This is a genomic window from Caldalkalibacillus salinus (genome assembly GCF_016745835.1).
GTDB lineage: Bacteria > Bacillota > Bacilli > Caldalkalibacillales > JCM-10596 > Caldalkalibacillus_A > Caldalkalibacillus_A salinus.
This window is the reverse complement of record NZ_JAERVL010000015.1, coordinates 152,242-172,031: the sequence shown is the minus strand read 5'-3', so window position 1 is coordinate 172,031 and position 19,790 is coordinate 152,242. Positions and strand designations below refer to the sequence as shown.

Here is a 19,790-nt window from a genome sequence, read left to right as displayed (position 1 = left end):
CAGTTTTTTATGAAAAATATGTGAAATTATACCCACAAACAGGAGATTTTTATTTATAATAGAATAAGTAGCACTAAGTATAGACACAGATTGAGAGTAAAGGAGGTAGAGAGATGTCCACGATTCAAATCGAACGTGATGTTGAACAATCAATAGCCATTTTATACATTAACCACCCTCCTGCGAATGCTTTAGGTCAAACGACATTTGAAGATTTGACAGCCGCACTTAATGAACTAGAACAAGATGATCAGGTAAAAGTCTTGTTGATTACTGGTCAAGGGAAATTTTTTGCTGCAGGGGCAGACATTAAAGAATTTACCGCTGTAGAAAAAGCCGAACAAGGCACACGTATCGCGCAGGTCGGTCAAGATGTGTTCAACAGAATGGAAGCGTTTCCAAAGCCGATTATTGCCGCCATTCATGGTGCTGCCCTAGGGGGAGGATTAGAGTTAGCGATGGCCTGTCACCTTCGGTTTTCCACGCCCGAAGCCAAATTAGGGTTACCTGAACTTAATCTAGGTCTAATACCTGGATTTGCTGGTACACAACGTCTACCGCAGCTTATTGGCAAATCCAAAGCGTTGGAGCTGCTTTTTACAAGTGATCCTATAACGGGCGACGAAGCGCACAGATTAGGCCTTGTTGATAGAGTGTATGATCAGGATTCTCTGTTAACAGAGACAAAGCATTTCGCAGCAAAAGTAGCTCAGAAAGGGGCCATATCACTACGGTATGCGCTTGACGCTGTTCAAGTTGGAGAACAAGATGGACAGCAATCTGGTTCTGAGAAGGAAGCCGCCCTCTTCGGGGATATTTTCATGACCGAAGATGCTCAAGAAGGCATTCAGGCGTTCTTAGAAAAAAGAAAACCTCAATTTAAGGATCGTTAATTTGCACGGGGATCATTGATCCTTTAATAAATTTTAGAACGCTTACAATATGACCTAGCTCTTTTTTAATTGACTCTTTTTATAAAAACTGAATGAATGCTCACTCATTTATTATCTTTTGCATACGCTTAAACTGACTAAGCGCTCAGTTGGGAGAGAGGAAAAGCTCATCAGCATGAAACACTCGTTTTATCATATACCTTTAGAGTAAACCGTAATGTAATCCATTAATGTAATCCGTTAAGGAGGGAAAGTCATGAATATTTTAGTACTCATGAAGCGTACATTCGATACCGAAGAGAAAATAGTAATCGAAGATAATCAAATAAGTGAAGAAAGCGTAGAATTCATCATTAACCCATATGATGAGTATGCCATAGAAGAAGCGATCAAGTTGAGAGATGACCACGGTGGGGAAGTCACCGTTCTATCTTTGGGCCCAGAGGATGGGGAAAAAGAGTTAAGAACAGCCTTAGCGATGGGAGCAGACAAGGGCATTTTAATAGGGGACGAAGCGCTATTTGGAGATGAATTTAAGGTCTCTCATGTCATTGCAGAAGTCGCTAAACGTGAATCGTATGACATCATCCTGGGAGGTAACGTCTCCGTTGATAATGGTGCAGGACAAGTGGCGCCGAGGGTAGCTGAATTACTAGACATCCCACAGGTGACAACCATTACGAAACTCACGGTAGAGGGGACTAAAGCGATTGCTGAAAAAGATGTAGAAGGAGATCTTGAAGTCATTGAAACAACACTTCCTGCACTCTTCACTGCTCAACAGGGACTGAACGAACCGAGATATCCTTCATTGCCTGGCATCATGAAGGCTAAAAAGAAACCACTGGAACGGATCACATCTGAGGATGTCAGTCTACCAGATGATCTGTCATCCAAAACAGAGGTTGTCTCATTATCTTTACCGCCAAAGAAAGAGGCAGGCCGTATCTTAGAAGGTGAAACGGAAGAGAAAGTGAAGGAACTGGTTGAACTTTTAAGTCACGAAGCGAAAGTGCTATAAAGGAGGAGAATAGCCATGAGTAGAACAGTATTACTATTAGCTGAAGAAAAAGACGGACAATTAAGAAACGTCACACTAGAAGCAATCGCAGCTGCTCAAAAGATAAGCCATGGTGGGAAAGTGCTTGTATCTGTATTTGGATCAAAAGTGGATCAGTATAGTACAGTCTTGACACATCATGGAGCGGATGAGGTCATAACCGTAAAGCACGATCAACTAGACACCTATACAACGGATGGATATACGCAAGGGCTCCTGCAAGTCATTGATCATGTTAAACCAGACGCCATACTCTTGGGGCATACTTCTATAGGCAAGGATTTAGCCCCTCGGATAGCGGCTAAGAAAGACTGGGGACTGATTGCTGATTGCACCGCTGTAGATATAGAAGATGATGAGCCCGTATTCACACGTCCTATTTATTCCGGTAAAGCTTTTGCTAAAAAGAAAATCACGTCTGGCACTATAGTTGCCACCATCAGACCTAATAATATCACCGCACTTGAGGCTGATGAATCCCGTGCTGCTTTCGTTAATGAGTTAACAGTCGAGGTGAAAGATTTACGTACAGTGGTGAAAGAAGTTGTCAAACAAACGAGTGGCGGTGTAGATTTGTCTGAAGCCCGTGTCATCGTCTCCGGCGGTCGAGGTGTCAAGAGCGCTGATGGCTTTAAGCCACTCGAAGAATTGGCAGAAGTACTAGGTGCCGCTGTTGGTGCTTCCAGAGGCGCATGTGATGCTGAATATTGTGATTATGCACTACAAATTGGCCAAACAGGGAAGGTCGTAACCCCAGATTTGTATATCGCTTGTGGGATATCAGGAGCCATTCAGCACTTAGCGGGGATGTCAAACTCTAAGGTCATTGTCGCTATCAATAAAGACCCAGAGGCAGAGATCTTTAAAGTGGCTGATTACGGGATTGTCGGCGATCTGTTTGAAGTCGTTCCACTTTTGACTGAAGAGTTCAAAAAAGTATTAGCCCACTCATCATAATTGAGCATCCCCTTGGAAATAAATGTGGTACAGTGATATAATTTGATTCATCACCATCACACATAAGTGGATGTGAAGAGGAGGCTATTGTGCTATGGCACTTATAGAGGCATCAGATCAGAGTTTCAAATCAGAGGTTGAAAATGGTACAGTTCTCGTCGATTTCTGGGCACCATGGTGTGGCCCTTGCCGTATGATTGCACCAATGCTTGAAGAAATAGATCAAGAATTAGGTGACAAACTTAAAATCGTCAAGGTCAATGTGGACGATAATCCTGAAACGGCTTCCGAGTTCGGGATTATGAGTATACCTACTTTATTGGTACTAAAAAATAGTGAAGTAGTGGATAAAATTGTTGGCGCAGGGCAACCAAAGGAAGCGCTAGTAGAGAAGGTTGAACAGCATCTGTAAGACGTATGAAACAAATAAATGATTTGATCAAATGAATGTTCAAACCGTATCATTAACGTGATACGGTTTTTTATTTAAACTGATGATGCGTCGAACGATCTAGTTCAGTATCTCATGTACAGATATCGAGTATCCCCATTTTTTTGAAAAACACTATGCTTACGTCTATATCTTAAAATTGTGCAGCTAGCCCTTTCTTTATCTCACCTGGAACCTAACTATGAAGTAGAATATTGTAAATTCTAGCTTCGTGAGGCCGAAGGGTGAGTCGCTCTCCATCTTCACACTCAGCTTCTTTAGCATAATTTCCTAAAATTAACGAGCGAGGCTTCTGAAGCTCTGAAGGAAGTTGATACTCACATAATTCATCTGAATGGTTTAAGACGATCAGCCAAGTCACCCCGTGGCGTGAGCGGGTATAGGCATACACGTTAGGATCATCCTCACTCCAATCCTTGTAATCGCCATAGACCATGACGTCATGCTTTTTCCTTAAGGCAATCAATGTTTTGTAATAGTAATACACGGAATTTGGATCGTTTTGGGCTTGCTCAACATTGATCTTTTTATAATTTGGATTGATGTTCATCCATGGTTTTCCTGTGGTAAAGCCCGCATTCTCAGTATCATTCCACTGCATTGGGGTTCTTGAATTATCCCTACTTAAGGGGATAAGTGCTTCTAACACCTCGTTCGGGTTACGCCCCCTGTTCACTTCCTCATGGTATTTGTTTTTCATCATAATATCCTGATAATCGTTAATGGAATCGAATCGAACACCGGTCATTCCGATTTCTTCCCCTTGATAAATGTACGGCATACCGGGAAGCGTGTGAACCATTGTCCCGAGTAGCTTTGCCGATTCTACTCGATACTCACCATCATTTCCATAACGAGTGACTTGGCGGGTGTGATCATGGTTATTGAGAAATTGAGAGTTCCATCCACACCCCTTGAGGCCTTCATACCATTTCTTTTGAATGTCCTTGAAGCGAAGCATATCCCATGTGGGCATATCATCAGCCACTTCAAAGTGAAACAAAGTATCTAACTCGTTACGATCCTCTCCTACATACTTGACCCCATCCTCCGGCGTAACAAAAGGAATCTCACCCACGGTCATCACATCATAGTGCTGCAGCACTTCCCGATGCATTTCTTGCAGGTAATCATGTATCCCGGGATTATTGCCTAGATAACGCCGATCTTCAGGTTCATCCACATCCGGGAAACCATCGATTTTTGCTAGTAAATTAATAACATCCATTCGAAAGCCGTCAATCCCTTTATCTAGCCAAAAGCGCATCATGTCGTAGATGGCATGTCTGACTTCAGGATTCTTCCAGTTTAGATCGGGCTGCTCCACAGCAAAAGAGTGAAAGTAATATTGTTTCGTTTGCTCATCATATGTCCATGTTGAAGGCGTAAAATAAGATTGCCAGTTGCTAGGGGGCTGACCATCTTCTTTTGGATCTTGCCATATATACCAATCACGTTTTGGATTGTCTAGGGATGAACGGGATTCCAAGAACCATGGATGCTGGTCAGAAGTATGGTTGACCACGAGGTCCATGATTAATTTCATACCCTTACGATGAATCTCTTCTAGAAGTGTTTCCCACGTTTGCATATCACCAGCTTTGTCCATCACCTTACGATAATCGGATATATCATACCCGTTGTCTTTGTCCGGTGATTCGTAAATGGGGTTGAGCCAAATGATATCTACCCCTAAATCTTTTATGTAATCCAGTTTCTCAAGGACACCTTGCAAATCCCCATAGCCGTTCCCTGTCGTATCTTTAAAACTCCGCCAATAAACTTGATATACCACAGATTCCTTCCACCACGTACGTTTCATACTGATGCCTCCCTTATGATTGTCACTATCATCTGTCAACATATAAATGTAAAAAATAACAAAACAAAAAAATAAAATAACTCAAAAATCTCTATGAACACATCTATTAAATAATATAAGTAAGTTTTTATATTTTAAATCAAACTAAACAGTTGACCGAAGAAATAGAAAGCGCTATTATATTACTGAAAACCTTTTCATATTATAGCATAATCACCTACGAATACAGCAAGCTTTTTCCTCACAAGATGACTCTGAATGATTAAATCTATACACCTCATGTCAAGAACCCGCATAAATGATATGTTTCTACTAATCTCTTCAATTATTCAGCTAACTTTATAAACACTACAACACGATCTTATTTTTGCGCATAACCTTTAATAATGTTTAATCATGTAAGGAGTCAGGAGATGAAACCTACAATAAAAGATGTTGCTAAACGATCTGGTGTGTCTATTAGCACCGTATCAAGGGTGTTAAATACCCCTGAGCTAGTGACTGAGACAAAGCGGGAAAAGGTGCTAAAAGTGATTGAAACGCTAGGATACCACCCTAATGCACTAGCCCGTGGCCTCATTCAAAAGCGTACCCACTCGTTAGGCGTCTTAATACCGGACGTATCAAATCTCGTTTTCGCTGAAGTGTTTAGGGGAATGGAGGATGCTGCACACGAAACGGGCCAGAATCTCGTCATTTGCAATACGGATCTTAACAAAGAACGTATGATGTCCTACTTCAAGATTTTAAAAGAGAAACAGGTAGATGGAATGATATTTACAAGCGAGCCGGTCTATCCTGACTACTATGAACTGTTAAAGGAACTTCAGATCCCTGTGGTGCTCGCCGCAACACATTCTCATGATTACGAGTTACCGTCGGTTAAAGTGAATGATGAGCCCGCAAGTTATGATGCCACAGCGTATCTGATTAAGATGGGACACCGACATATTGGTATGATTAGCGGTCCTTCCCATGACCCCATAGCAGGGCTTCCAAGAATGCAGGGATTTCTAAGGGCGATGCGTATGCACGATCTACCACACTCTGTTGAAAGAAACGTCGTATATGGTCATTACCGGTATGAAGATGGCTACGAGGCTATGGAGGAACTTTATCAACTCAATGATAAGCTCAGTGCCGTCTTATGTGCAAGTGATGAGATGGCGTTAGGCGCAATTTCATATCTAGATTCTATAGGCATAAACGTGCCAGAGGATGTGTCTGTAATGGGCTATGATAATACGAGACTAGCTCACGTGTGCATCCCTAAATTGACGACAGTGTCACAGCCTCTTCATGCTATAGGTTACGAGGCTGTTAATAAGCTAGAGATGCTCCTTTCGAAAGGGGAGGTCGATGAGTTAAGAACCTATTTACCACATCAGTTGGTGATAAGGGATTCAGTCAAGGCACCCTAGTGCCTTGACTCTCCTACAAAGTTTTAATTTGTGCTATTGATGGTACAACGACCAAACATTAATATCAGAATGTTGGTAAAATTTTAGGGCAACCTTTTGAAAACCTTTTCAAAAATAAAACATGTTAAATTGAGCAAGGGGGGGATACAGTGGCTTGGGTTAAACGATATAGGCTTGAAATCGTCATGGTGTTGCCATTGGTCTTATACATATTGGGGTTTTCGCTCGTACCGGTTTTAGAGACCATTCGGCTCAGCTTTGTTAATGCAAGCACAAATACCTATGACTTAAGTAATTATGTTTATATTATGAGTCAGCAGGGTTTTAAGAAAGCCTTCTCAAACACCATCGTCATTACCATTGTGGGGTTAGCGCTACAATTATCGGTTGCGTTATCTATCGCTCTGTTGTTAAAACGAGCCTTTAAAGGACGGGGTTTTTTCCGAACCGTAATGTTAATTCCCATGGGGGTTCCCACCATCGTGGCAGGGGTCATCATGCTTTACGTCTTCTCCACAAACGGGTACTTTAATTTATTCCTACAACGTTTCAACATCATTGAAGCCCCCATCATTTGGAATGAAGGTGGATTCAAAACATTATTCATGATCATTTTTGCTGATATGTGGAAAGTGCTTCCCATCGTCATTTTATTACTTTTATCGGGGTTAGAGAGTATTTCTGAGGATGTTTATGAAGCATCAGCTATCGACGGTGCCACCACGTGGCAGAACTTTTGGTATATCACTCTGCCCTTATTAAAACCAGCGATTACAATGGCCTTGATTCTGCGTGCCATTGACGCGTTCCGAATCTTTGAGTTACCGCTTGTGTTGGCTGGACGCCACACCCCAGTCATTGGGACCTATGCTTATTCCGAATATCGTGATTTTTTTAATGAGCATACGTCTGCAGCAGCAGCAACGATATTACTGCTCATGATTATAGTGTTTATTATCATTTACTTTTTATTTGTTGAGAGAAAAAAAGATGTTTAGGTGGAAAGGGGTGTTCAAATGAAGACGAGGCAGACGGACCTTTGGGGTGCCATCAGTCGATATGGCACGTTTCCATTTCTCATATTATTTAGCTTTGTCATGCTAGCGCCAGTATATATCATGTTTAAGATTTCTGTCAGTGAGCCTCAGGATATATTAACCCAAAATCCACCTTTTCTCATTGAGAACTTTACATTTGATCATTGGGTACGCGTATTTGAGGCTGGCAATCTCTGGGCTCCTTTGCTGAAGAGTTTTATGGTTGCATCCGTGGCGACACTCATTGCCATTGCAATAGCTGCACCGGCTGCTTATGTCATTTCGCTTATGCCTAAAGCCTACCGCTACGGTATTATACTCTCTTTATTGTTTACAAGAATGTTTCCAGATGTGGGCATTGCCTTACCTATTTCCGTTAACTTTATTCGTTGGGATCTCACTGATTCGTATGTAGGACTTATATTAGCTCACCTGATACCAAACCTACCTTTCTTAGCTTGGATTCTTGTCGGGACTTTTGAAACGATTCCGAGAGAATTAGAAAAAGCAGCTTTAATAGACGGCGCCAGCCGATGGGGAGCCCTCCAAAGGGTGGTCTTCCCTATTGCAGCGCCCGGTATCGCAGTAGGAGCAATGTTTGTGTGGTTAAACTCATGGAATGAATTTACATATGCATTATACCTGACCTATACAGAAAACACGCTACCTTTACAGACGTATTATTACGTGTCCAGGGGTGATTGGTTCCAATCTGCCGCCTACTCCATGATACTGACCATCCCCGTAATTATTGTCACCTTTTTCCTACAAAGGTACATGAAATCGGGCTTCCTTTCAGGTTCTGTTAAGGGATAAGAGGATTTATAACAAAGTATTAAGGGGGTAACAGAGGGGGAGACCTCTCTTTACATAAAATAAGATAAGTCAATTGAATGGAGGTCATAATGTTGAATAACGTAAAAAAGAGGACAAAAATGTTGTATACTTGTTGCCTTCTGGCTGCCATGGCTTTCTTTGCCATCGGTTGTGGCGGAGGAGAGCAGGCCATGCAAGACGAGAACGAACTGAATGTCGTGATGGGACTAGGTGAAAATGAATGGGAAGTGATGCGACAGGATATATTTCCAGAATTTGAGGAAAAGCACAACGTGACCATTAATGCTGTCCAATCCGAAGCTGCGGATGTGGTGGATCAATTGCGTGGCCAAATTGAAGCCGATAGAGTGACATACGACCTGATTACGCAGGATGTGAATGACCTCTATGGTTTAGTAGACGGTGATATGATGGATGATCTCACAGATCAGAAAGAGAACATTCCTGACGAAGTAATTGAAGCCATGATAGACGTTTCTACTTTTGATGACAAACTATTATTTTTACCCTATAGACCCAACGTTGAAATCACCTACTACAATGAAAAGGTGTTTGACGAATACGATATAACGCCACCTCAATCGTGGGAAGACTTGCTAGAGGTAGCGAAGACGTTTCATGCTGAAGAGGACATTGGCCGAGTCGCCGTCAAAGCCAATTTAGAAATCGATCACGTGCTACACCTGTTTAACTTTATTCGTGCCGGTGGAGGAGACCCTTACGTCCTTAACGATGAGGGCAGTGTACGCGCTTATGAATTTTTACAAGAATTATATCCCTATCTAGCGCCTGATAGTCGTACCGCTACTTGGAATACAATGAACACTTATCTTGCAAATGAATCGGTCTACCTAGGACAAAATTGGCCCTTTGGTGTGAATGTGATCGTTGAAGAAGGTGGCAAAGAAGAAATCAAAGCGTATAGCGGATGGGCAGGACCCGCCGGAGAGTCACACACCCTAGGTGGTGAAGTGATCGGCATACCAAAAGGAGCCCCAAATAAAGCATTGGCCTTAGAATTTGCCCAATATCTCATGTCAAAAGAGGTCCAAGAAACTTTAGTGAGCAAACTAGGCTGGCCCTCCGTCCGCACTGATGCTTACGGTCAAGTTGAAGCGTGGCAACAACCGTACTTTGATGCTGTAAACGAAGCATTGCAATCCTCGGAACCAAGAGGAAATGTCCCATATTGGCCCGAAGTCGAAAAGGCCATCCTAGGGGCCTTCCAGGACATCGTCATCGATGGGCAAGAGGCTCAAACCACCCTTGACCGCTACGCCGAAACAATCGAGCAAGCACGTCAATAAAGATGACCAAGTGCCGCTTCCTAACGATGGAATCCTTTGGGCGAAGCTCGAGTGAAGGAGTAGGCGTCTATGCCCGGAAGTCAAAAGATCAGGTACCCCTACGGCGTCACATTTGGGCGAAGCTCGAGTGATAGAGTAGGGGTGCATGAGCCCCCTAAAGTAGCCTGAACTCCTGCGCTGCCTATACAGACACTCGAGGGAAGCCCCACACGCCTGACAGTAAAATTAAACCAAAGCGTACACCTCCCCACGTTCTTGGGAATGATGTATAATACATATATCATGCCTAGATCTGTGGGAGGTGTATTTTTTTGACACAGATCAAAGAGAAACTGACGTTGCTACCCGCTCAACCCGGTGTTTATCTGATGAAAGATAGCCAAGACAACATCATTTATGTCGGTAAAGCAAAAAACTTAAAGAACAGAGTACGTTCCTATTTTACAGGCAGTCACGACGGGAAAACACAAAAGCTTGTTAGTGAAATAACGGATTTTGAATATATTATCACCTCAAGTAATATCGAAGCACTTCTACTAGAATGCAACCTGATTAAGAAGCACGACCCGCGCTACAATGTGATGCTGAAGGATGACAAAACATACCCGTACATTAAACTAACCAATGAAGAGCATCCCCGCCTAGAGATCACACGTAAGGTACAGAAAGATAAAGCTAAGTATTTCGGTCCATATCCTAATGTCGGTTCAGCCAATGAGACCAAGAAACTGTTAGATCGTCTGTATCCCTTAAGGAAATGTAAAACTTTACCGGACCGCGTGTGTTTGTACTACCATATGGATCAGTGCTTAGCCCCTTGTGAGTTCCACGTTGAACAAGACACGTACGAGGACATGACCCAGCAAATTAATCGGTTTTTAAATGGCGGCCATAAAGCGATGGTTAAAGAGCTAGAAGAAAAAATGCATGAGGCGTCAGAGGAACTTAATTTTGAGCGAGCCAAAGAACTTCGTGATCTGATTCAGCATATTAACCAGGTGATGCAAAAGCAAAGCATTACGCTCACAGACCAAGTGGACCGAGACGTCTTTGGCTTTCATGTCGATAAAGGATGGATTTGTGTTCAAGTGTTTTTTGTGAGACAAGGCAAGCTGATTGAACGAGACGTGTCCCTCTTTCCATTTTATAGCGGTGATGTAGGGGAAGAGATGATGTCATTCATTGGTCAATTTTATATGGAAAAAGAACATGTCCTACCTAAAGAAATTCTGATTTCAGAGGAAGTAGACCAGGAGCTCCTCGCACAATGGTTAGATATTAAAGTCCATACGCCAAAACGAGGCATCAAGAAAGAATTACTACAGATGGCACAATCTAACGCCCAAAACTCGCTAAAGGAAAAATTTGAACTTATCGAGCGAAACGAGGAACGAACGATAAAAGCAGTTGAAAGATTAGGTCATGCACTAGGGGTCGGACCCGCTCGCCGCATCGAAGCATTTGATAACTCTAATATTCAAGGGACGGATCCTGTGTCCGCTATGGTCGTTTTCATCGATGGTAAACCTGCTAAGAATGAATACCGAAAATATAAAATACGAACCGTAGAAGGCCCTGACGATTACGAATCAATGAGAGAAGTCGTTCGTCGCAGGTATGTCCGCTTATTAAAAGAAAAGCAAACATTGCCTGATCTGATTATGATCGACGGGGGAAAAGGGCAAATTGGGGCTGCACAAGACGTTCTCGAGAATGAACTAGGCCTCTATATCCCAGTATGTGGTTTGGCCAAAGATGAAAAGCATCGAAGCTCTCAATTATTATATGGCCATCCACCAGAGCCGGTTTCAATGAAACGAGACAGTCAAGAGTTCTACCTCTTACAACGGATCCAGGACGAAGTCCATCGCTTCGCTATCACGTTCCACCGCAAAACCCGTTCCAAATCACTGATACAATCAGCCTTAGATGACATTCCAGGCGTGGGACCCAAGCGTAAAAAGACATTGTTACGACACTTTGGTTCAATGAAGAAAATGAGAGAAGCATCAGTAGACGACTTTAAAGAAATCGGGATAGGAGAGCAATTAGCCCGAACGATTGTTGAATATCTCCAAGAGAAAGCAAAGTCGTAATGCTACGTCTGATATACGATAAAATGCAGACGATACAGTCGTTATTCGGCTGTTGAGAACCCATGGGATGTTTGATACAATTACAAACAATTAAAACATCATAACCTCATCAAACAACTCAATCACATTGAGGAGTGTTAGGGGAGCGGTGATCAAGAGTACGTACCTAGAGAAGTTGGGCCTTCTATGAAGGGTATTGAAAGGGTGATCCGCCGAAGTCTCATTATAGCTCAACGTAATGAGGACTGGCGTCGCATTGAATAAATGCAACGCTGTCACCTATACAGGTGGAGGACTATCACGTTGCATTGAGGTGAACATTCGTTAGATCACCATGTTTACTCGCAACAACAAAAAGTTCTCTCTTTGTTGTTGCTTTTTTATTGGTCTTAACGATATGGGCAAGGTCTAGTAAGATCAAAAAAGATGAATGTGTCTAAATTAAGGAGATGGAGAGCATTGAGTATCATCGTTCAGAAGTTTGGCGGAACATCTGTAGGAACGATCGAAAAAATTCAGCACGTTGCTCAAAAAGTGAAAAAAGAAGTGGATCAGGGAAACCAGCTTGTTGTGGTGGTATCAGCAATGGGAAAATCCACTGATCAGCTAGTGGATATGGCCAATCAGCTGACGCCAAATCCGGCGGCACGAGAGATGGATATGCTTTTAACGACGGGTGAACAGGTCACCATATCACTGCTAGCGATGGCGTTACATCAACTTGGCTTAGACGCCACCTCGATGACAGGGTGGCAAGCAGGCATTCAAACCGAAAGTGTTCATGGCAGTGCCAGAGTCCAAGATATCGAGATTGGAAAGGTTCAGAATAAATTGTCTAAGGGGAGCGTTGTTGTCGTTGCCGGCTTCCAAGGTGTAAGCCAGGATGGACAAATTACAACCCTTGGAAGAGGGGGTTCAGATACGACGGCTGTCGCTCTAGCAGCAGCGCTAAAGGCTGAACGTTGTGACATATTCACAGATGTCACCGGTGTTTATACCGCAGACCCAAGAGTTGTACCGAAAGCAAGCAAACTTGAGCAAATTAGCTATGATGAAATGTTAGAGCTAGCTAATCTTGGTGCAGGGGTTTTGCACCCGAGAGCAGTTGAATGTGCCAAGAATAACGATGTTTATCTGACAGTTAGATCGACGTTTAGTGAGGAAGAAGGAACGTTAGTGAAGGAGGAAGTGACAGTGGAGGACGGTATTATTGTACATGGTGTAGCCCATGATGAAGAGATGACGAAGGTGACTGTAAGAGGAATGAAGAAAGAAATTGGGGCCTTATCCCGAGTGTTTAAAACACTCGCAAGCAAACAAATCAACGTCGATATTATTATCAACCAAAGCATGTATGATACGGATATCACCAATATTGCCTTTTCAATCGATAGTGAGGATCTTGAAGCGACGCTACATGTCCTCGAGGACAATAAAGAGTCACTAGGATATGAAGATATTATTTATGAAGAAAATTTAGCTAAGGTATCTATTGTTGGAGCAGGCATGATCTCGAACCCGGGTGTAGCGGCAGACATGTTTGATAGCCTTAGTCGTGAGGAAATCGAAATTAAGATGGTCTCAACATCCGAAATTAAAGTGTCATGTGTTGTACCAGCTGCTAATATGGTAAAAGCAGTGCAAGTCCTACACAACACTTTTAATCTAGATAAAGTAGAAGAAACGGAAAAAGTAAACGCTTAATTTGAAGATAAAAAGGGGGAGCTGATTAGCTTTCCCCTTTTTCTTGTAGATAGATGGTGAACTGTACCCCTTGATTTTCTTGACTAATGAATGCTTTGAACTCACCTTCAGTCTGCTTGTTTTCAATTTGAGCAATGGCCTCTGTGAGAAAGCCACACTCTAGTGCAAAAGTAGACTGGTTTTGGTCAACCTGTCGGCTTGCGAAAAATGGAGACTCTAACGTGTAACGATAGATATGGGAAGAGGAATGAACTTTTTCTAGATACCCCCACCCCATTTCTAAGAAAAGGTCGCGACACTGTTCAAATGTGTGGATTCGAAGGTGCTCGGCTAGGTTCTTACCAGCCCAATATAGAATGGCACTTTGGTGTTCTCCCGTTATTTCTTTCATGACATGTTCGCGGAGTATATGGTAACCATAAAGTGGTACGGCCTGCCCTTTCATTTTTAGAAATTTTGTATCTGCTGAAGCGGAATGAGCTTTTTTTTCACTAATCAAGTGCGTAGCACCCCTTTCTCTTCTTGTATGGACAAGAGACTTAATTCAGATATATGCGCAAAAATCTCTTGATATACGTCAAGGATTTAACCATACTAGGAAGAGACCATGTGCCCTAGATGGGCGAACGTTGGAGGCAGACATGAAACTGAATCAATTTCTTACACCATTTCGCATTATCATATTGAGTTATTTCATTTTAATTCTAATTTCATCCATACTGCTCTATTTACCTTTTTCACAACAACCTGGCGCGGCATTATCATTTAGCGAGGCTTTTTTCACCGCAGCTAGCGCAATCAGTGTGACCGGTTTAATCGTGGTGAATACACCTGAGACTTTTAGCCCGATAGGCATCATCATATTATCCGTTATTATTCAACTCGGTGGTATTGGTATTATGACCCTCGGTACCTTTGTGTGGATGATTATGGGTAAAAAGATAGTCCTATCACAACGCATGTTGATCATGGTCGATCAGAACCAGGTTAACCTAGCGGGGCTCGTAAATTTGATGAAAAATATCCTTGGAATTGCGATACTCATTGAATTAATCGGGGCCATGATTTTGGGGACCTATTATTTAAATTATTTTGATGTATGGTATGAGGCCTATTATCAAGGGGCGTTTGCTAGCTTAACAGCCTTTACGAACGCTGGATTTGACATAACCGGAAATTCTCTTATTCCATTTGCTCATGACTATTTTGTTCAACTGGTAACGATCCTTTTGATCTTAGCCGGTGCAATTGGATTTCCAGTTTTAGTGGAATTAAGAGAGTATTTCAGTGGCAAGCATGAAAAATATCGTTTTTCATTATTCACAAAAATAACCGTCTCTACTTACATGTTTTTACTCGTTTTTGGGACTGTATCTATTTGGCTGTTAGAACGAGGGCAACACTATGCAGGTATGGTTTGGCATGAACAGCTATTCTTTTCCTTGTTTAACTCGGTTACTGCTAGAAGCGCTGGGTTAGCTACCATGGACATCACCTATTATAGCATCCCTACATTGCTGCTCATTTCTGGCCTCATGATTGTCGGTGCAAGTCCTTCCAGTGTGGGAGGAGGGATCCGTACGACAACACTCGCTGTGATGTTTCTAACAATACGCTCTTTTGCTTTAGGAAAAAAGGACGTCAAAGTGTTTGGTCGGGAACTCCATGATGAAGATATTAGAAAATCTTTTATTGTCCTTTCGGTGTTTATTTTTATACTGTTCACTTCAATTATCCTGATTAGCTCCATTGAGCGTGATTCAGGCTTAGAGTTAATGGCGATTATCTTTGAGGTGAGCTCGGCCTTTGGAACTTGTGGCTTGTCTATGGGTATTACGTCAGAATTGTCTACGCTAAGTCAGTTTATACTTGTGCTACTCATGTTCATCGGTAGAATTGGACTGGTCGCGCTACTCTTCTCCATGAAGCGGGCAGATACTAAGACGCATTATCATTACCCTGTGGAAAGAGTCATTATAGGTTAAGCTTAATGCCAACAGCCATCGATAAAAAGTAAAAGCAAAGGTGCTGAGTCATCAAGCACCTTTGCCTCTATAGATGATACCGTTTTCTTGACGCTTCCGGGCTAAGGGGGTAAAATAAAATTTGGTACAAAATAACGTGTCATATTTAGACATGAGACTTTTTGAAAAGTCGAAAAAGTGGATAGGAATGCTAGACTGCAACAATGTGTGTTCAAAAATTGAAGGGGGGGACCGGTGTGGCCACTACGCACTATTTTAACCGTAAGCTTCATTCGTTATTAGGAGTCATTCCAGTCGGATTTTTCCTAGTACAACATCTTTTTATTAATCATTTCATTCTTTACGGGGCTGACTCGTTTAATAGAGCAGCGCATTTTATGGAAAGCCTTCCATTTAGGATTTTCCTAGAAACGTTTTTTATTTATTTACCATTGCTATATCATGCCATTTATGGCCTTTATATCGCTTTTCAAGCTAGAAATAATGTGACTGATTACGGTTACTTTAGAAATGTGATGTTCATGCTACAGCGTGCCACAGGTGTCATACTTATCATCTTTATCGCATGGCACGTATGGGAAACGAGAGTTGCAGCAGCATTTGGGGCCCAAGTAAACGCTCAAATGATGATTGATATTCTCGGTAGTCCATTTATGATCGCATTCTACATTATTGGTGTGGCAGCAGCAGCGTTTCACTTTGCTAACGGCATGTGGTCTTTCTGTGTAACATGGGGTATTACAGTCGGACCTAAGGCACAACGTATCTCTACATACGTTTGGATGGCCTTATTCTTAGTATTAACGTTTGGTGGCATTTTAATCGTACTTGAATTCGCATCATTATCATAATCGGAGGGGTGAGTTAATTTGAGTAAAGGTAAAATCATCGTAGTAGGTGGTGGGCTCGCTGGTTTAATGGCCACGGTAAAAGCAGCCGAAGCGGGTGTTCCAGTCGACTTAATTTCCCTTGTACCTGTAAAACGTTCTCACTCCGTATGTGCACAAGGCGGAATTAACGGTGCAGTTAACACAAAAGGGGAGGGAGATTCTCCTTGGGAGCACTTTGATGATACAGTATATGGTGGAGATTTTCTAGCAAACCAACCTCCAGTAAAAGCGATGTGTGATGCAGCACCTGGCATCATTCATTTAATGGACCGAATGGGGGTTATGTTTAACCGTACTTCTGAAGGTTTACTAGATTTTAGACGCTTTGGTGGTACGCGACACCATCGAACGGCGTTTGCGGGTGCGACGACAGGACAACAACTATTATACGCCCTAGATGAGCAAGTACGTCGTCATGAAGTGAGAGGACTAGTGAATAAATACGAAGGCTGGGAATTCCTTTCTGCTATTATTGACGATGACGGCGTTTGTCGCGGAATTTCTGCCCAAAACCTTAAAAATTCTGAAGTTCACACGTTTGCCGGCGATGCTGTCATTTTAGCGACGGGTGGCCCCGGCATTGTTTTCGGTAAATCTACGAACTCTGTTATTAACACAGGTACGGCTGCTGCAGCAGTATATCAGCAAGGTGCAAGTTACGCCAATGGTGAGTTTATACAGATTCACCCTACAGCAATCCCTGGTGACGACAAGCTACGCTTGATGTCCGAATCAGCGCGTGGTGAAGGGGGCCGAGTATGGACGTATAAAGACGGTAAACCGTGGTATTTCCTTGAAGAAAAATATCCGGCTTACGGTAACCTTGTGCCTCGTGATATTGCCACGAGAGAAATTTTCGACGTATGCGTAGAGCAGAAGCTAGGCATTAACGGAGAAAATATGGTCTATCTTGACCTCTCTCATAAGGACCCGAAAGAACTAGACATTAAGCTTGGCGGTATCATTGAAATTTATGAAAAATTCATGGGAGATGACCCGCGGAAGGTGCCTATGAAGATCTTCCCTGCTGTTCATTACTCCATGGGTGGATTATGGGTTGATTATGATCAAATGACGAATATCCCTGGACTCTTTGCAGCGGGCGAAGTGGACTATCAGTATCACGGTGCTAATAGACTCGGTGCCAACTCGTTGCTATCCTCTATTTATGGTGGCATGGTTGCAGGTCCGAAAGCGATCGAATACATTAACAGTCTAGATAAAACCGTTGAAGATGTGCCAAGTACAGTCTTTGATGCTGAGAAGAAAAAGCAAGAAGACAAGTATGATAGCATTCTCAACATGGACGGTACAGAGAACGCTTATGTGATTCACAAAGAACTGGGACAAATCATGACCGACAACGTAACCGTTGTTCGCCACAATGACCGACTAAAAGAAACGGATCAAAAGATACAAGAGTTGATTGAGCGCTATCATAACATTAACATGATTGATACAGGAAAATGGAATAACCAAGCTGCACCATTTACCCGTCAGCTTTGGAATATGCTACAATTAGCTAGAGTGATCACACTCGGTGCCTTGAACCGAGATGAGAGTCGTGGTGCACACTACAAACCGGAATTCCCTGAACGTAACGATGAAGAATTCCTCAAAACAACGAAAGCATTCTTTGATCCAGAACAGAATGGACCTCGCTTTGAGTACGAAGATGTTGATGTTTCCCTCATCAAACCACGTAAACGAGATTATTCTAAAGCGAAGGAGGCGGCTAAAAAATGAGTGAGAAGACCGTAAAATTTATTGTCACTCGTCAGGATGGTCCTGAAGGCACGCCGTACGATGAAGAATTCGAACTAGAACATCGCCCTAATATGAATGTGATCGGGGCATTAATGGAAATACAGCGTAATCCTGTTAACAGCAAAGGTGAGCAAACAACACCTGTTGTATGGGAATCTAACTGTCTCGAAGAGGTGTGTGGCGCTTGTTCTATGGTTATCAATGGGAAACCCCGTCAAGCGTGTACCGCCCTTATTGATCAATTAGAACAACCGGTTAGACTCGCACCGATGAGTACATTCCCTGTGACTCGAGATTTATCTGTTAATCGTGATCGCATGTTTGACGCCTTGAAAAAAGTAAAAGGTTGGATTCCGATCGATGGGACTTACGACCTTGGACCAGGGCCTAAAATGGCTGAGTCTAAACGTCAATGGGCATACGAACTATCTAAATGCATGACATGTGGTGTATGTTTAGAAGCTTGTCCGAATGTGAATAGTAGTTCTTCCTTTATAGGACCGGCTCCTTTAAGCCAAGTACGTTTATTTAATGCTCATCCGACGGGAGAGATGAACAAAGAGGAGCGTCTAGAAACCATCATGGGTGAAGGTGGGATCACAGACTGTGGTAACTCTCAGAACTGTGTTCAATCTTGTCCAAAAGGTATACCACTCACAACGTCTATCGCAGCATTAAACCGTGATACGACGGTCCATGCGATTAAGAAGTTCCTCGGATCATAATGTCATATTCTATACTTTATGAGGGACCCTATCTTGATTAAGATAGGGTTTTTTCATATACATGCATACTTCATTAGGCTATATTATAGAGATAAAAATCATGTTTCGCGAATTTTGTCTAACGCGAATGACAAAAATCTCTATAAATGCAAAAGGGAAATGATGGTTTATGTCGAAATTAGTAAAATAAAGAGGTAAGGAGTGGCACATAGTGAAACATATATCCTTTATTGAGCCTGACGTTGAAAGTTGGTTAGACTCTTTTCATTTTGAAACCACATTAAAAGTCAGGTTTTCAGAAACTGATGCGTTTGGTCATGTGAATAACGTGAGTCATATCATATATTTTGAACAAGCTAGGCTCGATTACTTTGAAGACATAGGTGTATTCTCCGCTTTTCTAGACCCTGCATATCCCACTATGGTTGTGGCTGCAGACATCCATTGCCATTATGTTGGTCAAATGTACTTTAATCAGAGGTTAAAGGTAAAAGTAAAGTCAGCCAAAGTTGGTACTTCGTCCCTAGACTTACATTACGCCATCGTGGACGAAGAAGATAATATGCAAGTACTTGCTGTGGCCAGAGGCGCCATTGTACATGTACACAAATCAACTGGAAAAAGCACTCCTTGGTCTTTAGAAATGAAGGAAAAAGTACTCAATTATGAGAAGGTTTAATACATAAAATGTCGAAGTTTAAGTATAAGAATTTTGTCGAAAATATAAACAATATATGAGAATATGCCGAAATTACTGGTATGGTTCTTTTTAAATAACGTGTAAAGATAGACAAGAGTGAATGACAGGACATGTTATCTGTGGACCGACCTTCGAACA

The 19,790-nt window shown here is 42.3% G+C and carries 17 protein-coding genes and 1 riboswitch; of the genes, 15 read left to right on the top strand and 2 right to left on the bottom strand.

Features of this window, described 5'->3' with window-relative positions:
• Positions 1–113: 113 nt before the first annotated feature.
• The 4 genes from JKM87_RS10395 (at position 114) to trxA (ending at position 3,322) form a co-directional block, all read left to right on the top strand.
• Positions 114–893 carry an enoyl-CoA hydratase gene (locus JKM87_RS10395; protein ID WP_202080286.1) on the top strand — a complete coding sequence of 260 codons (780 nt, stop codon included), beginning with the start codon at positions 114–116 and terminating at the stop codon, positions 891–893.
• A gap of 256 nt (positions 894–1,149) precedes the next feature.
• Positions 1,150–1,914 carry an electron transfer flavoprotein subunit beta/FixA family protein gene (locus JKM87_RS10390; RefSeq protein WP_202080285.1) on the top strand — a complete coding sequence of 255 codons (765 nt, stop codon included), beginning with the start codon at positions 1,150–1,152 and terminating at the stop codon, positions 1,912–1,914.
• A 15-nt stretch (positions 1,915–1,929) separates the two neighbouring features.
• Positions 1,930–2,910, top strand: a complete 981-nt coding sequence (locus tag JKM87_RS10385) for an electron transfer flavoprotein subunit alpha/FixB family protein (RefSeq protein WP_202080284.1) — start codon at positions 1,930–1,932, stop codon at positions 2,908–2,910.
• A gap of 94 nt (positions 2,911–3,004) precedes the next feature.
• On the top strand, positions 3,005–3,322 hold the full coding sequence (gene trxA, locus JKM87_RS10380) for a thioredoxin (RefSeq protein WP_202080283.1): 318 nt from the start codon (positions 3,005–3,007) through the stop codon (positions 3,320–3,322).
• 214 nt (positions 3,323–3,536) lie between these two features.
• Here trxA and JKM87_RS10375 read toward each other — a convergent pair whose 3' ends face one another.
• The gene (locus tag JKM87_RS10375) at positions 3,537–5,183 is read right to left on the bottom strand and encodes a glycoside hydrolase family 13 protein (protein ID WP_202080282.1); all 1,647 of its coding nucleotides are present in this window, start codon (positions 5,181–5,183) and stop codon (positions 3,537–3,539) included.
• A gap of 413 nt (positions 5,184–5,596) precedes the next feature.
• Here JKM87_RS10375 and JKM87_RS10370 point away from each other — a divergent pair, with 413 nt between their 5' ends.
• The 6 genes from JKM87_RS10370 (at position 5,597) to JKM87_RS10345 (ending at position 13,585) form a co-directional block, all read left to right on the top strand.
• Entirely contained in the window at positions 5,597–6,604 is a 1,008-nt protein-coding gene (locus tag JKM87_RS10370; protein WP_202080281.1) for a LacI family DNA-binding transcriptional regulator, read from the top strand.
• Positions 6,605–6,753: 149 nt separating this feature from the next.
• Positions 6,754–7,602: an ABC transporter permease subunit gene (locus JKM87_RS10365; RefSeq protein WP_202080280.1), complete on the top strand. Its 849-nt coding sequence runs from the start codon at positions 6,754–6,756 to the stop codon at positions 7,600–7,602.
• Positions 7,603–7,620: 18 nt separating this feature from the next.
• Complete coding sequence (locus tag JKM87_RS10360) at positions 7,621–8,457, top strand: carbohydrate ABC transporter permease (RefSeq protein WP_202080279.1); 837 nt, start codon at positions 7,621–7,623, stop codon at positions 8,455–8,457.
• A gap of 92 nt (positions 8,458–8,549) precedes the next feature.
• Entirely contained in the window at positions 8,550–9,785 is a 1,236-nt protein-coding gene (locus JKM87_RS10355; RefSeq protein WP_236838741.1) for a sugar ABC transporter substrate-binding protein, read from the top strand.
• Positions 9,786–10,096: 311 nt separating this feature from the next.
• Complete coding sequence (uvrC, locus tag JKM87_RS10350; protein WP_202080277.1) at positions 10,097–11,881, top strand: excinuclease ABC subunit UvrC; 1,785 nt, start codon at positions 10,097–10,099, stop codon at positions 11,879–11,881.
• 130 nt (positions 11,882–12,011) lie between these two features.
• A riboswitch (Lysine riboswitch) is annotated at positions 12,012–12,187 on the top strand.
• A 153-nt stretch (positions 12,188–12,340) separates the two neighbouring features.
• On the top strand, positions 12,341–13,585 hold the full coding sequence (locus JKM87_RS10345; RefSeq protein ID WP_202080276.1) for an aspartate kinase: 1,245 nt from the start codon (positions 12,341–12,343) through the stop codon (positions 13,583–13,585).
• Positions 13,586–13,610: 25 nt separating this feature from the next.
• On the opposite strand, the gene JKM87_RS10340 is transcribed toward JKM87_RS10345, so the two are convergent.
• Positions 13,611–14,084, bottom strand: coding sequence for a DUF2507 domain-containing protein (locus tag JKM87_RS10340; RefSeq protein WP_202080275.1), 474 nt, complete (start codon positions 14,082–14,084; stop codon positions 13,611–13,613).
• 142 nt (positions 14,085–14,226) lie between these two features.
• Between JKM87_RS10340 and JKM87_RS10335 the strand changes: the two genes are divergently transcribed.
• The 5 genes from JKM87_RS10335 (at position 14,227) to JKM87_RS10315 (ending at position 19,631) form a co-directional block, all read left to right on the top strand.
• Positions 14,227–15,570: a TrkH family potassium uptake protein gene (locus tag JKM87_RS10335; RefSeq protein WP_202080274.1), complete on the top strand. Its 1,344-nt coding sequence runs from the start codon at positions 14,227–14,229 to the stop codon at positions 15,568–15,570.
• Positions 15,571–15,806: 236 nt separating this feature from the next.
• Positions 15,807–16,421, top strand: coding sequence for a succinate dehydrogenase cytochrome b558 subunit (locus JKM87_RS10330; RefSeq protein ID WP_336885162.1), 615 nt, complete (start codon positions 15,807–15,809; stop codon positions 16,419–16,421).
• Between the two features lie 18 nt (positions 16,422–16,439).
• Entirely contained in the window at positions 16,440–18,206 is a 1,767-nt protein-coding gene (gene sdhA, locus JKM87_RS10325) for a succinate dehydrogenase flavoprotein subunit (RefSeq protein WP_202080272.1), read from the top strand.
• On the top strand, positions 18,203–18,952 hold the full coding sequence (gene sdhB / locus JKM87_RS10320) for a succinate dehydrogenase iron-sulfur subunit (RefSeq protein ID WP_202080271.1): 750 nt from the start codon (positions 18,203–18,205) through the stop codon (positions 18,950–18,952). The genes sdhA and sdhB overlap by 4 nt, the downstream gene beginning before the upstream one ends.
• 211 nt (positions 18,953–19,163) lie before the next feature.
• Positions 19,164–19,631 (top strand): thioesterase family protein, encoded by a 468-nt coding sequence (locus JKM87_RS10315; protein ID WP_202080270.1) that lies wholly within the window; start codon positions 19,164–19,166, stop codon positions 19,629–19,631.
• Positions 19,632–19,790 lie beyond the last annotated feature (159 nt).